Below are 14,210 nucleotides of genomic sequence, written 5' to 3' on the forward strand. Positions count from 1 at the left end.
GCCCTTGGCCAAGGTGTGGAGCGAGGGGCGGAGCCCCTTGTCCGGACCCTTGGCCGCGGGGGCGGATTCAGCGCGCGGTGCCTGGTGGACATGGCGCGGAAGACGCCGCCAGCAGGTCGCGTGAGCAGGCCGTCCCGGGGCCGCGCACAGAAGTGGATGACACTCCCGAAGCGGCCACATGGGGAGAAATTGCCATCACGTCATGTGACCTTGACGTGACAGTTGAGGGACGAATGGCTGAGAAGGCTGGTCCCGGACGGCTGCTGAGCTGACAAAAGCCATGGTGGTGCTGCAAGATGTACTCCGGTTCCTCCCTGGTGCTATCCAGGGACGACTGAGGCCCCTCGGGGCCGATGCTGCTGGGAGGCAGTGATCATCCAGACCTAGCGGTCTGGCTCTTCGCTCGACGGAGCTGGTAACTCCGTAGGAGCGGTGACGGCCGGCAGAGGAGCTGCTAACTCCGATCCGGCGCGGAAGGGCGAGGAGCGTTCCCTGCTAGGGGACGCCCGCCCGGCATCTCTACGACATCCCGCCCTCCTCGGTCAGGGCGATGAGCGATGAGCGGTGTCCGCACAGCAAAAAGCCCCGGTCCGTCGGCGTCTTGGACGCAGCGACGAGGCCGGGCTGACTGTGCATTTGTGTGTGGGTGCGGGTACGCTCCACCACGAGACACCGCCTTATTCGGTTTCTCGAACTCGATATACGCCCTCGGACTTGCTCAAGGTCCGGGGGCATCGTGTTGTCAGGGCTAGCAGTAGATCAATCGAGGGTCACCCTATCCCCAACGACAACGGAAGTGCACAGCCTGTCGATGGACCGGTACACGCTGCGCGTCGCGCTGATCAGGGATCATTTCGCGTCAGGTTCACCATAGTTAGGCACATTTCCAGACCAATCGGTCAAGCTGACTCTATCGGCACGGATGATCATAAACTCACAACTCCGCGCCTGTTCGCCGCTGTAGCTCACGCGCTGGACCGAAAGCGCCACGGCGGTCCGTGACTTGAGCAGCGCAGTCTCCTGGTCCGTCGCCGGCCGCGCCGAGATGGTGTGCAGGTGCCCGGTCTCCTTCAGGCCGGCCGCGTCCAGGATTCCGGCCTCGTCGACGAGGCCCGGATCCAGGAGCCGGGGGGCGGCGTCGGCGATGCCCCGCGGCACGTAAATCTCCCGCACTGCCCAGGGGGCGCCGGTTCGGCCGAGGACGCTCTGGCGCAGGACGACGCTCATCTCCGGCGGGCCGCCCAGCGCTGCCGCGACACCGTCGGGCGCCTTGCGCACCGCGGTGGTGACCGGCTCGGCCGTATCGCCGGTCTGCGCGACGGCAGGGCGGACGTGGCCGTGTTCGTCGACGCGTGCCTCGAAGGCGGCAGCAGGCGAAAGAATCATGTAGCCGACCTTGGGGACTGCCCTGATCAGGCCCTCCTGCTCAAGGATCTGCATGGCCCCGATCAGCGTCTTGCGCGCACATCCGAGATGCTCGGCGAGTTGGCGCCCGGACACGATGGCGCCGGGCGCACGGTCGGGTTCGCCGTTGAGGATCTCAGTACGCAGCTGGTCGGCGAGGCTGCGCCTGCTGGTCGGGGTCGTGGCCATGTGGCACATACTGCCGCACGCGCAAGGGCCGGGGCGTGCAGGGCCGCTGTCGCCGTAAGTGCTCTTGACGAGATCGGCAAACCGTTGCACCATCTGGACTACCTGGAGTACTCCAGGTAGTCCAGATGGTTTTGCGCTCATGCAAACGGCCCCCGAGGGATTGGAGCCCTCGGAGGCCGTGGTGACGCAAGCCGCCCCCTCCCGTCACGAAGGACAGACGACGCAATGACCAGCATGACAGCCGACTTCCCCGCGCAGTGCGCCACCGAGATCGGCCGCGCGCTCGCCGACACCTACTCGGTCGCCGTCCTCGCCGACGGCGGTTACCTGGCCGGCCCCGACGGGCAGGCCGTCGCCAGCCAGATGCGCGAACCCCAGCTGCGCGAGGCCCTTCTGCTGGGACTCTGCGGCGGCACGAACGACGTCAACGCCTTCTACCAGCGCGACGAAGAGCCGGCCGAAGAGTGGATGACGCGCCGCGAGCGCACCATCGCCCAGTACTGCGCACCGTGCCCGGTCGCCGCCGCCTGCCTTGAACTCGCCCTGCGCTACCCCGAGCATTCCCGCGACCTGGCGGTGCGCGGCGGCGCCACCGAGGAGATGCAGTTGACCCTCGGGAAAGCCGACCATGAGCGACTGGCGAAGGCCTGCGCCCTCGATGCCAGGCCGGCCGAACAGCGCGTCGAGCGGCTGCGCGCGGCCCGCGAGGTGTCGAGGCTGACCCAGTCCCACATCGGCCTCTCGGTCAAGCCGGACGTCCGGCAGACGAACCACACCGAGCTCAAGGCCGCGCTCGCCCACCGCGAGCGGCTCCAGGGCGAGTACCGGCGCGTGACGGGGTGGGCCGCATGACAGACCACACCACGTCGGCCCGCGACACATCCTCCGAGATGAGCGAGCTCCGCGCCCTCAACCACCGTCTTGTGCGGGCCCTGCAGGCGAAGGCCGAGACACCGGTCACCCTCCTGCCTCTGCCGCAGGACGGCACCGACCCGCAGCCGGCCGCCCTCGTCGGTGTCCTTCTGATCCTGTGGCACCGGGCCCGCCTGGAGGCCGACGCCTACCGAGCGTGGATCGAGCAGCCGGCGCCCCCGACGGACGCCGTCGTCCACGATGCCGCCGAGCCGGCGCGTGCGCACCTTGACCACCCGGCGCCGGCTCAACAGCCCGGGCCCCGCAGGGAGGAGGGCGACTCCGATGAACACAGTCGGCCCCGCCCGTGCGGCAACTGCTGACGGCCTGCAAGCGAGCCCAGGGCCCGCAGCGAAGGACATGCACCGTGCTCCTGCAGATCATTCTCGGCTACGAGCAGCAGCCTTTGTACTACTGCGCGTCGTGTGCCGGGTACTACCCGTTCCAGCACTTCTGCGAGTAACGACATGACACTCACGAAGAACGAGGACCGCCAGGGCAAGCGGGGCGTCCACAGCGGCCGGCTTCGCCGCCCGGCCACCTGCCAGCTCGCGATCGCCGCCAGTGTGCTGGCCCGCTACGGATTCAAGGACCAGGCCGACGCCCACAACAACGGGATGTGCGCTCGTCTTTACGCCCTCGGGCGCCGGACGGTCAGCTCATGAGCCGCGTGACGTACCCGCCGCTGGACGGTCCGATCGCCAACGAGGCCGACCTGGACCGCGCGCTGTTCGGTCCGTACGAAGCCGAGGACGCGCAGGGCGCGGGCGAGCCGGAGTAGGCCACGGCACAGCCGCGGGAAGGCCAGCCCGCCCGGGGGCGGAGGTGACCGCCGCGTTGCCGACCTCGCCCCCCAACTACTACCCCCGACGCTGCGCCCGCCAGATCAGGCCGATGGCGCACGCCACGAAGAAGGAGCACGACGGTGAGCAGCAAGGCCCGTCGCCGACGTCGCCAGCCCTCCAGGGCCTCGTCGCAGTCACAGAGTTCGCAGCCTGCGGACAACCCCAGCCAGGTGCTGGATGCCGGCGATGCCGTCGAGGTCCTGGCCTTCCTCGCCGATGCCCGCGACCGGTCGGCCGACATCGTCGACCTGTCGAAGGATGAGTGCGAGGCCTCCAGGATCGAGACGACGATGCAGGCCGAGGCCTGTCTCGCCGCGGCCCGGGCCCAGGCCACTCGTGTGTGCGAGGAGGCGGAACGCCGGGCCCGGGAGATCCAGGAGCGCGCTCGGGAAGCGAGTTCGGCCGTCGCGGCCGGTGCCGCTGACCAGGCCGCGGCGACCAAGGAAGCCGCGGACCGTGAAGCGTCCCAGGTCCTCACCGCCGCGGAAGCGGAAGGACAGCGCCTCGTCGAGGAGGCCACCACCCAGGCACTCGCTACCCACGAGACAGCGCAGGGGCACGCCGAGCAGGTGCTCGCCGACGCCCGAATGCAGGCCGACCAGCTCCGGCGTGCGGCCCGGCGCGACGCCGATGAGGCCAACAGCCGTCTGCGTAACGCCGAGGCCGAGGCCGCACGCATCCGCCAGGAAGCGGCCGATGCTGACACCGAGCGGCGCCGGCAGTCGGCACTGGACATCAAGGCGGACCGGGAACGGGCCGCCCGCGACGCCGAGGAACTGCGCAGCGCCGCGGACGCGACGGTCGCGTCCGCCGAGAAGCGGGCCGCTGACCTGATGGAGCAGGCCACCAACCGCCAGACCGAGGCGACGGAGAAGAACGAGGAGGCCGACCGGCTGCTCGCCGAGGCCAAGAAGGCGTGGGAGCGGGCGCGTTCGCGCCCCGCGCGCCGGCAGGAACGAAAGGGGGTGCGACAGCAGGGCCGTCACCAGCGGGCGACGGCTCGGCGTGAGCACAAGCAGGCCAAAGGGCGCCCCACGCTCACTCACCGGCTGGGACAGATCCGCCGTTGGGCACGTGAGCTTGTGCGCAACCAGGCCCGCCGTGTCCTGGTCACCGGCCCGATCCTTGCCCCGATGGCGGTGGCCTGGTGGTCCCAGACCGACTACGCCAAGGACGCGTTCGGCTGGTGGACCGTCTTCGCCCTCGGATTTGCCGCCGCGTGGGAGCTCACGACAGCCTTCACCGGCTGGATGTACCACCAGGCCCGGCAGCAGGGCGACTCCGGAGCCATCTACCGGATCATGACGTGGGTGTTCGCGTCCGGAGCGGCCGCGATGAACTACGCCCACCACTGTGGTCCCGGCGGGCGGCCGACGCAGGCCTCCGTCGCGTTTGCGACCATGAGTGTCGTCGGCATGGTGCTGTGGGAGCTGTACGCCTCCCTGGTCCACCGCCAGTACCTGCGCGAGCAGGGGCTGGTCTCCCGGGCACGACCGAAGATCGGGCTGATCCGCTGGATCCGCTTCCCGGTCCGGTCCTGGACGGCCTGGTCGCTGACGATCGAAAACGCTTCGCTCTCCACCCTGGAACGAGCCTGGAACGCGGCGAGCATCGAGCTGGCGGACCGGAACGCGCTCCGTTCCGGAACGGCCTTGCACCGCATCGTGATCCCTCACGTTCCACTCACCGGTCTCTACGACGGCGCCGGTCCGGCGGCGGTCCCCCTGTTCCGCCAGATCGGGAACGCACCGAACGGAACAGGCGGCGGTGCGTGGGCGCACTGGAATGGAACGCTCCGGACACCGCTCCCGCCGACCGGGGCGCACGTCGGCGGAGCGGACCGGAACGACAGCCTCGTTCCGCTCGGCCATTCCTCAGCTGACCAGGACTCTTCCAGCGTCTCGTTCCGTTCCGCCCCACCGGCCGGCGCCCCGGACGGTGCGAGCGGCACGGGAACGGAACGCGCACCGGGCGCGGCGACGCCTGGGGACCGCACCGCGGAACGGGGCGGAACGGAGCCAGCGGCGAAACGGCGCACGCCGGGCGGAACGGAGAACGCGGAACGCAACGACCGGAACGGACGCGAGCGCACCAGCGGTGCGGAACGAGAGGGGGAGGAAGTGGTGCTCGAGGACAAGGAACGCGCCGCGGTGGAACGCCTCGTCGCCAGGAACCAGCCGCTGAGCAAGCGCAGCATCTCGGACGAGGTCCGATCAAACGGAGACACGATCGCCGACGAGCGCGCGCTGAAGATCGCGAACTACCTCAACGCCAAGGCGAAGAGCCAGCTCGGCCAGCACCTCGCAGGCGTCTGACATCCGCTCCGGCCGACTGCCGGCTCGAGCGCCAAAACCGGGAGACCCGGCCCGCTTTCCTAGGGCCCGGCCGGGTCTCCCCACTCCATGAATCGGGAGCCCGCACATCATGACCCACCACCCCGGCCAGGGACGGCCGTTCCGTCGCCGACGGCCGATCAGCCTGCAGTGGCTGCTTGTCGGCGACGACCACCTGCTTGCCCGGGCCCGCTACGGAGCCGGGGAGTCCGCCACCGAGCGCGCCGACCGCCTGGAGGCGGCCGGAGACCGGGCACGCCGCGCACGGCGTCATGAGCAGGTACGGCGCGCCGCCCGTAAGGGCCAGCAGTGGGAGGACTCGATCTACATGTCCTCCTCTTCAGGGGACCAGCGTGCTGCTCGCAGCCGCTACCGGGCCTGGGCACGCCGCCTGCTCCGGGCCGGCGGCGCCACGCCGCCGGCCGAAGCGCTCCGCGCGACCAGCACGGTAAGCGAGGCCCGCTGGCCGTACAGCAGCTGCCTGCCCGCGTTGCCCCCGGGCTTCGCCCCGGCCACCGAGGACGCGACCGCGTCCCCGCAGGCGCATGCGAACGAGAGATCCGACTGGGCCTTCGTGCCTGAAGGCGCACCGACCGGACGACCGGAGCCCGCGGTGAGCGTCGCCGGCACCCCGTACGGCGGATCCCGCAGGCCGGGGCTGTACCTGGTCGGCGGCGCCTCGACGGTGCCGAGGACGGCCGCGTCCCGTCACGCCGCCGCGGGCCCCGCTCCCGCGGCAGCCAAGGCGGGAGGCCACCGATGACCTCACCGCACATCAACGTGTCGAAGGAGCAGGGGGAGACCGTCCCCGCCGCCGCCCCGAACGGCTGCTGCCCGGGCTGTCCGCTCAGCGACACCTGCACTCTGGCCGACCCCGGGCTGACCCGCTGCGCCGTTACCGGGACAGTCCCTCCGCCCGAGCCACCGGACCACACCCTTACCGCGGCCGCAGGCTCCGGCCTCGACATCACGGAGGTAGTCAGCCGCGGCGTCGAAAAGGCCGTCGGCGCCGCATTCGGGCTGGGCTGGACAGACCTGCTCGCTGCCGTCATCGAACGCACGCATAGCACCGATTCCGAGGGCAACGAGGTCGACTGGAGCCGACTGCAGCTCGGCCGCAACCTCCTGTGCCTCGCGGTCGCCAACGTCGTGCCCATCCACGGGGCCCCCGCCTCGCGATGGGTGGCCGACGCCTTCACGGCTCACGGCCCCGCGGCACCACTGGTCTCCGCAGGCGCCGTCCTGGGCTTCGCCGGCGCGGTCTGCATCGGAACCATCGTCGGCGGCGCTGTCGGGCTGCTGTGCCGTGCCGCTCTGACCGCGGCCAAGTCCGCAGGGCGGCTGGCCTGGCGCTTCGCGTGCTCCCGCCTCGGCTGGATCATCACCCGCCCCGTGATCTGGGCCGGCGTCTCGGGCCTGGCGATTCTCACCTGGCGCGCCCTCGTACACCTTCTTGCCGGAGCCTGATCATGTATCTCGCCATTGACCTCTTCAACAACTCGACCGCCAACGCCTCTTTCGGGGCCCTGCTGTTCGGCGCCATGGCCACCACGGCCGTCGTCGCCGGCTTCAAGTACAAGGTGCTCAGGAAATGGAAGACGTTCGTCCTGGTCTTCTTCTTCGTCCTGCTGGTCACGGTGAACTCCGGCGGCCTCTTCGGCGAGGTCGCCGGAGCTCTGCGACAGGTCATGAACGTGGCAGGTGAGACAGCGGTGGAGAAGGCCGCCGGTGCCACCGCCAACGCGAACCCGCCCCGCTCCGCAGTAACCCCTGTGTCCGCGGGCGGCGCCGCGATCGGACTGTGCGGCCTGGTCTGGTATGGCGTCCGCCTGTACGCGGCGAAGGGGAAGCCCGCGGACTGGAAGGAGATGGCCGGAGGGGCCGTCGTGGCCATCTGCTACGGCACCTCGCTCGGCTTCATGGGCGTGATCGTCAGCGCCACCACCCTGACCGGCAACAACGTCGGGCTCTGGATCTTCGGCGGCTGACCGGCCGTAGACGGTCGTCCACGCATTGCCCGGTGCGTGGACGGCCGCCCGCGCCCGGCCCGTCACCAGTGCCCCAAGGAGCCCCGCACCCATGCACCACCGCCCCCACGATCCGCCGGACGGCACGGAACTCGCCCCGTACGGCGAGCTCGTGTTCGCCGAGCTCGTCGACGATGACGACCCCGGCCCCCAACAGGAGTCGCAGGCACAGCCGGCCGACCCTGGCACCCGCCGGCGGCCCTGGGTCACTGCCCGGCGCGTAGCCCACTGCGCGCGCACTGCCGCGGGCGCCATCGCCGGACAGATCCTCCCCGGCCTGCGCCATGCCCTGACCGCGGCCCGGTACTGGCTGCGCGTCGGCTACATGTCCGACGACGAGATCCGACGCCGGATCATCAACAAGCCGCTGGAAGCCGACCTGGCTCGCCGGGAAGAGGCCCGCAGTGCGATCCGCCGAGCCGAGAAGAAGCTCAAGCGCCTGCTCGAAGACGCCGCGGCGTACGGCCTCGAGGCCTCCGAGAAGCAGAGGATCCGCGACCTGAGCCTGGAGATCCGCCGCCGCCGCAACGGTCTCACCGCACTCCAGTCGGTCCCCTTCGCCGCCGAGCAGCCCACGGAGGAGCAGATCCGCAGGGCCCGCTCCCTGATGGCACTCGGCCGCTTCAGCGCACTCGTTCCCGCCCTCGGCGCCGCGGGCACCGCAGCCGCCAGCGTCCCCGCGAGTCTGCTCGCCGCTGTCCCGATGCTCGCCGCAGGCGGGTGGTGGCTGACCCACCATCCCGTTGAACTCGTCGAACGGCCCATCCCCGAGGACCTGCTGCTGCCCGAACTGGCCCCTCCTGCGCCGGAGGACGCCACGGCGGCCGGCGCACCAGGCGGCGACGGCCCGGAGGAGGACCACACCCCCTTCCCGATCGCCCAGGCATCCACCACCGAAGAGGCCGGCGAAGCCCTGCTCCGCGCCCTGCTGCACGAAGGCCAGGACGTCGACCAGGTCACCGACGTCACCGGGGAGCCCTGGGGATGGTCTGCTCGTGTCACGTTCAACACCGGCACCCCCGACGACCTCAACAAGGACGACACCTACAAGGGCCTGATCACCCTGCTCAAGCTGCGCCGCAACGGCCTGCTCATCGAAGGTGATCCTGACGCGGGAGACGCCTGCACCGTCCGCATGATGCAGCGCTCTCCCTTCAGCCCGGAGCTCGTCGGCGACGTCCCGTACCGCGCCCCGCTGTCCATGTCGATCACCGAGCCGGCCGACTACGGCGTCTCCATGGACGCCCGGCAGCTCACCTTCGCCCTCGCAGGGCTGATGCTGCTGATGGTCGCCGACTCCGGCGCCGGCAAGAGCGGCGTCATGCTGGCGCTGGCCGAAGTGGTCACCGCCTGCCACGATGCCGTCGCCTTCAACCTCGACCCGGTCGGAACCGGCGTCGGGGACCTCGGCGATGCGATCACCCTCGACGCCTGCATGGATGACGACAAGATCGTCGCCACCCTGCAGTTCCTGCTCGCGCTGTGCTCCGCCCGAGCCCGGCTGCGTGCCCGCTACGGCTGGGGCAACAAGTGGCGCGTCTCGCCCGAGCACCCCGCCATCGTCGTCTTCGTCGACGAGTGGGCCCAGCTCTCCGCCCAGGCGAAGAGCCTGCTCATCCGGCTGCTCCTGGTCGGCCGCAAGGAAGCGATCTGGGTGGTCGGCGGAAGCCAGTTCGGCACCAAGGACTGGCTCGGCGAGGCGGTCGGCCCGAAACTGTCCGGCAAGCTCCTCGGCTCCTGCCGCCGCGTCGACGTCACCGAACTCCTGGGCGGCGGCGCGATCGCCGAGGGCTACCGCGCCGACCTTCTGCGTGCGGCCACGCACACCGAGGTCAACGACGCCGGCCAGATCTACGCGCAGGGCCTGCCCGGCATGCCCGACCGCCCGGTGCGCTACAAGGTCCGCGAGGTCACTGCGGAGTACGCGGCCAAGGTCGGCGCCGAACGCGCTGCCGCAGGTCGGCCCGACCTCACCTTCACCCTGTCCGAGGCCGGCCTCGACGCCGAATGGCGCGCGCTCTTGGACCTCCTGGCCGCCGACGTACCCGCTGCACACCAGGAGAGGCCCGAGGAACTGCCAGCGATTGTCCAGGTCCTGCGCGGAGCCTTCATGCTTGAGAAGGACCCGGCCTATCTCACCTACGACCAGCTCCACCCGCACCTGCGGGCCCTCGACGCCGAGCGGTGGGGCCGCTGGGACGAGAAGAGCGACATCCACCGTCTCCGGGAGCTCGGCAAGGCCGTACGGCGTGAACTGGACGCCGCGCAGGTTGAACTGACCTCCGAGCGGATCAGGGAGATCGACGGCGCGCCCCGCGGCTTCTACTTGGCCGCACTGGAGGAGGCCATCGAGTCCCTGCGGTGAATGGCCGGCTGATCGGCGCCCATCGGATCCTGATTGGCCGTGATCAGCGGCCCCAGCCGAACAAGGCCAATGCCCGACGTGATCAAGGACCGATGGTGGCCTGCGAGAACCGATCCCGCCGTTCAAGATCCACCACCCCGGCCTGCGTGCCCTTTCAGCGCTTCGCCGGCGAAGCGGCTCCCGGGCCCGGGCCCGGGAGGGCGGGGAGAGGCATCAACCTCGTTCGTGTGTTGCTTAATTGGAAATATTGCTGTACTCTTTGAATATCGCAGGGCGTTGCCACCTCCGCCGCCCCACCCCCGTCGTCACCGACGGGCTCTCAACGCCGAAGAACAGGAATCATCCATGGGCTTTCCCGGTCTGGAAAAGAAGATCCGCATGACGCTCGTGACCGAGCACGACGTGCGAGTCCCGGTGCCCGTGAGGCTCTACTACCTGAGCGCCGACCCCTACGCCGTCCAGCTCTCCTTCGACATCTCGCCCGACGAGGTGGTCCGGTGGACGTTCGCCCGCGAACTGCTGGCGCAGGGTATGACGGCACCCGCCGGAATCGGGGACGTGAAGATCACCCCGATCGGGACCACCCAGGACCCCAGCTTCAGCATCGAGCTGGAGACCCCCGAGGGATTCGCGCGCCTCGAAGGCCTGGTGGCCCCCGTCAAGTCCTGGCTCGACAAGACCTATGAGGCGGTCCCCGCAGGCAGCGAGTCCGACGCGCTCGACATCGACAGCATCCTCGAAGAACTCCTGGCCCACTGACCGCACGGAAACACGGGGCCGACGCCACGGGTGACGGCCCCTCCACCCCAGAAACTTCACGCCGCGATGTCACACGGACGCCGCGAAGCACACCTCTAGTAGTGACCAACCACCATCCCCAGCCAGGAGTCCGCCATGCCCACCACCCACTCCCTTGAGAAGACGTCGGCCATCAGCCTCGACAAGGTCGCCGGAACCGCGCCCGACCTCATCGACATGTACAAGGACGCCGAGACCAGTCTCCGAGACCGCGACCTCATCGGCAGGCGCGCCGCCGTCTACCTGGTGATCGACCGCTCCCTCTCCATGAAGCCGTACTTCGGCAACGGAACCGTCCAGCGACTGAGCGACCAGATCCTCAGCCTCTCCGCGCACCTCGACGACGACGGCACGGTCCCGGTCGGATTCTTTTCCGACGAGATGCACACACTCGCACGGAGCCGTCTGCTCCGACGCCCGCAGGCCTTCGAGGAAGTGGCCCTGGGAGCCCACCAGGGCCGCATCGCCCAACTCCACAACTCCCTGGGCCGCATGGGCGGCACCCACTACCGCCCGGCCATGGAGGCGGTCCTCGACCACTACCGTGGATCCAAGGCCTTCAAGGCATCGATCCCCGCCTTCGTCGTGTTCCAGACCGACGGAGGACCGCAGGACGAATCAGCTACCCGCGACTTCCTCCATGCCACCGCCCACGAGAATGTGCGCTGGCAGTTCGTCCCGTTCGGCATGGAGCGCCAGTTCGACCTCCTCAGGCGACTTCCCGGAAACACCGGCATCAGCGCCGTCGGCACCAACCCGCTGGCCCTGTCCAACGCCGAGCTCTACAACCGCCTTGTCACGGGGCTTCCCCGCACCTGAGACGTGCAGGGCGGCCGTGCATCGCCGCACGGCCGCCCACCGGCCTGACCACAACAGCCACAGACCTCAAGGACCTACGTTGCACCGCACCACCTTGCGCCCGATGACCGCGGCAGGAGCACTTTCCGTGGCCCTGATCCTCACCGGATGCGGCGCCACCGACCTGGACCACGGAAAGGTCGTCGAAAAGCGCGCCAGGGCCGCCACGGGCCCGATCTACGAGAACGTCGAACGGCCGGCCGCGTGCCGCTCCGCGCGCACGCAGACCCTCCGCACCAGCCTCTCCCGGCCGAACCCTCCGAAGCCCCGGCCGCGTACCGACACCTCCAACGACCAGCCCGACGCGCAGAAGCCGCCGCGCACCGACACCTCGAAGCCGAAGTCGAACCCGCCCCGCAGCGACGCCTCCAAACAGAAGCCGACCCACTCCGCCCCGAGCCCGAGCACACCGGGGAAGAGCAACCCCTCCGCGCCCTGCGGGACGACCTCGGTCCCCGTCTTCAAGGGATACCGGACCCCCGCGAAGTGGGAGCTGAAGCTGCAGGACGGCAACGAGACCGACTGGGAGACCGTCACCCGCGACGAATACGACAGCGTCGAAGTCGGCGACCACTTCTGAACCTGGATCGGCGAAGGGCCCGGTACTGCCGGGCCCTTCGCCGATCCACGGCACCCGCCAGATACCGGAGGTCAGATGACTAGCCCGCGGACACCGACCGATCCCAGCCCCGCTGGGCTCCTCGTGCACCTGGCGCGCGCGGACAGCGCCCCCACACAGGACAGGCCCGTCGTCCTGGTCCTCGGCCGCAGGGACATCCGCCAACTCGCCGCGCACAGTGCCGGCAACTTCGCCCACAGCACCTGCGGCCTCTGCCGGCGCCCGCACGCGGACCACCAAAGGCTCGAACTCGAGCTGTCCTACGACGACCAGGGGCGGCTCGACAGCATCACCACAACCACCTGCACCGCGATCACGCCTGCGCGCCACTCCCTCCGACCGAACAGGAACGACACCTGTGGCCACCTCGTCGACACATCTGCCTGAACACGCCATCGCCGCCTACGCCCAGGAACGCGCCTCCGTCCAGCGCATGATCCTCGAAGCCCGCTGGGCCAACCTGCAGCGCGACGACACCTACGAACACCCCGACACCTACCGCGACGACCAGCTCCACTGGATCAGGCGAGCCCACCTCGTCCACCTCGGCGCCCTCTACGACGTCCTCGCCCTGCGAGGAGCACGCGACACCGAAGTCCACGACACCGCCCGCGGGCTGGGGACCGAACTCCTCGCCCATGACGGCTTCCACCTGCCGACCACCCGCCGCTCCGGCATCAACCATCTGCGCACCACCTACGCCGACCTGCACCACGGCCCCCGTCCCCGAGCCGCCCTCCCGCCTCCCGCCGCGGACCAGCAGGCCGAGCCCGCCGCCCTGCCCGGGCGCTACCCGACCGAGTCCCGGCTCGTGCGCGACACGCTCCGGTCGTACGCCGTGGCCAAGGCATGCCAGAACGACGGCCTGACCACGGACGCGTACGCCCAGATGCGCCGACACCACATGGCGCGCGGGCTCCTGCTCTGGAACGCGGCCGCACTCGCACCCGCCGACCGCGCTGCGGCGCAGGCAGCAGCTCAGGCCGGCCACCACGTGCGAAAACTCGACGGGCACCCCCGCACGACCGAAGAGAACGCCCGCCAGTACCTGCTGGAGGCGTATCTCGAAGCACTCGGCGACGAGGACGAGGGCGACCAACCGCACGAGCCGGACTGCCCCGGCGGCTGTGGCGGAGACGGCATCGTCATGGCTACCCTCACCTGGGACGACCAGGGCGACGGCATTTTCGTGCCCGTCTGGGCCGAACCGATCGACTGCACGGCCGGTGTCCCGCAGGAACACGACCCGGACTGCCCGGAGTGCCACGGCCACGGCTACACGTACAGCCGCGGCGAACGTCACCTCTGCTGCTGCCTCCAGCCGGTCGACCTCACCGCATAATCCGGATCCCCGGAGCACCGCCCTTGGGACCGCCACGGCCGTGTGCCAGGGAGGAATCACCCCCCGGACCGTGGAGCCGCCGACAGGACGCCGGAGGTGATTCCGCCCTCCTCCAGGAGGGGCGAATTCACCCTCCAACGTCGGAGCATGGCAGGGAGGAGAGATCACCCCGGCAAGACGGACCGTCCTTACTGACGAGGGAGGCGGAATCGCCCCGGTGGCCGCACGACGGCAGCGGGGCGATCTCACCCTCACCTCCTGCGCCCAGCGATCCAGGGAGGCAAATTCACCCTCTGGCGGGCGGAACACCGCGCACCTTGGGTGAACCGGGCCTCCAGCCCGCCCGAGACAAGCAGCCGGCGCCGGGCACCAACGGCGGTGGATCGTCCGTATGCGGCGGGCCGGACGAGGTCGCACCTCTGGTCGCGCCTCTGGTCGCGCCTCTCGTCGCGCTCCTGGTCGCGCCTCTGGTCGCGCCTCTGGTCGCACCGGGACCGACCTCTGCAGGTGATAAAAGG

Annotated in this window: 14 protein-coding genes; 13 read left to right on the forward strand and 1 reads right to left on the reverse strand. The window is 70.0% G+C overall.

Annotated features, from left to right (window positions below; all coding sequences use genetic code 11):
- Nucleotides 1-849: 849 nt before the first annotated feature.
- Nucleotides 850-1,593, reverse strand: coding sequence for a GntR family transcriptional regulator (locus OIU81_RS41590; protein WP_329156242.1), 744 nt, complete (start codon nucleotides 1,591-1,593; stop codon nucleotides 850-852).
- A 225-nt stretch (nucleotides 1,594-1,818) separates the two neighbouring features.
- Here OIU81_RS41590 and OIU81_RS41595 point away from each other — a divergent pair, with 225 nt between their 5' ends.
- The 13 genes from OIU81_RS41595 to OIU81_RS41655 all read left to right on the forward strand — a co-directional run bounded on the left by OIU81_RS41595 (nucleotide 1,819) and on the right by OIU81_RS41655 (nucleotide 13,692).
- A complete protein-coding gene (locus OIU81_RS41595) occupies nucleotides 1,819-2,445 on the forward strand; it encodes a WhiB family transcriptional regulator (protein WP_329156244.1) in 627 nt (208 codons plus the stop codon).
- Nucleotides 2,442-2,828 carry a hypothetical protein gene (locus OIU81_RS41600; protein ID WP_329156246.1) on the forward strand — a complete coding sequence of 129 codons (387 nt, stop codon included), beginning with the start codon at nucleotides 2,442-2,444 and terminating at the stop codon, nucleotides 2,826-2,828. The genes OIU81_RS41595 and OIU81_RS41600 overlap by 4 nt, the downstream gene beginning before the upstream one ends.
- 144 nt (nucleotides 2,829-2,972) lie before the next feature.
- On the forward strand, nucleotides 2,973-3,170 hold the full coding sequence (locus OIU81_RS41605) for a hypothetical protein (RefSeq protein WP_329156247.1): 198 nt from the start codon (nucleotides 2,973-2,975) through the stop codon (nucleotides 3,168-3,170).
- Nucleotides 3,171-3,430: 260 nt separating this feature from the next.
- The gene (locus OIU81_RS41610) at nucleotides 3,431-5,665 is read left to right on the forward strand and encodes a hypothetical protein (RefSeq protein WP_329156249.1); all 2,235 of its coding nucleotides are present in this window, start codon (nucleotides 3,431-3,433) and stop codon (nucleotides 5,663-5,665) included.
- 109 nt (nucleotides 5,666-5,774) lie between these two features.
- Nucleotides 5,775-6,446, forward strand: a complete 672-nt coding sequence (locus OIU81_RS41615; protein WP_329156251.1) for a hypothetical protein — start codon at nucleotides 5,775-5,777, stop codon at nucleotides 6,444-6,446.
- Nucleotides 6,443-7,150, forward strand: coding sequence for a hypothetical protein (locus tag OIU81_RS41620; protein WP_329156253.1), 708 nt, complete (start codon nucleotides 6,443-6,445; stop codon nucleotides 7,148-7,150). The genes OIU81_RS41615 and OIU81_RS41620 overlap by 4 nt, the downstream gene beginning before the upstream one ends.
- Nucleotides 7,151-7,152: 2 nt before the next feature.
- Nucleotides 7,153-7,671, forward strand: coding sequence for a hypothetical protein (locus OIU81_RS41625; RefSeq protein WP_329156255.1), 519 nt, complete (start codon nucleotides 7,153-7,155; stop codon nucleotides 7,669-7,671).
- A gap of 91 nt (nucleotides 7,672-7,762) precedes the next feature.
- Complete coding sequence (locus tag OIU81_RS41630; RefSeq protein WP_329156257.1) at nucleotides 7,763-10,075, forward strand: hypothetical protein; 2,313 nt, start codon at nucleotides 7,763-7,765, stop codon at nucleotides 10,073-10,075.
- Nucleotides 10,076-10,453: 378 nt separating this feature from the next.
- Nucleotides 10,454-10,834, forward strand: a complete 381-nt coding sequence (locus tag OIU81_RS41635; protein ID WP_329156259.1) for an SsgA family sporulation/cell division regulator — start codon at nucleotides 10,454-10,456, stop codon at nucleotides 10,832-10,834.
- A 135-nt stretch (nucleotides 10,835-10,969) separates the two neighbouring features.
- Nucleotides 10,970-11,692 carry a VWA domain-containing protein gene (locus tag OIU81_RS41640; RefSeq protein ID WP_329156261.1) on the forward strand — a complete coding sequence of 241 codons (723 nt, stop codon included), beginning with the start codon at nucleotides 10,970-10,972 and terminating at the stop codon, nucleotides 11,690-11,692.
- Nucleotides 11,693-11,819: 127 nt separating this feature from the next.
- Nucleotides 11,820-12,311: a hypothetical protein gene (locus OIU81_RS41645; protein WP_329156263.1), complete on the forward strand. Its 492-nt coding sequence runs from the start codon at nucleotides 11,820-11,822 to the stop codon at nucleotides 12,309-12,311.
- Between the two features lie 75 nt (nucleotides 12,312-12,386).
- On the forward strand, nucleotides 12,387-12,737 hold the full coding sequence (locus OIU81_RS41650; RefSeq protein ID WP_329156265.1) for a hypothetical protein: 351 nt from the start codon (nucleotides 12,387-12,389) through the stop codon (nucleotides 12,735-12,737).
- Nucleotides 12,709-13,692: a hypothetical protein gene (locus OIU81_RS41655; RefSeq protein WP_329156267.1), complete on the forward strand. Its 984-nt coding sequence runs from the start codon at nucleotides 12,709-12,711 to the stop codon at nucleotides 13,690-13,692. Before OIU81_RS41650 ends, OIU81_RS41655 begins: the two co-directional genes overlap by 29 nt.
- Nucleotides 13,693-14,210: the final 518 nt, after the last annotated feature.

The organism is Streptomyces sp. NBC_01454, assembly GCF_036227565.1.
Taxonomy (GTDB): domain Bacteria; phylum Actinomycetota; class Actinomycetes; order Streptomycetales; family Streptomycetaceae; genus Streptomyces.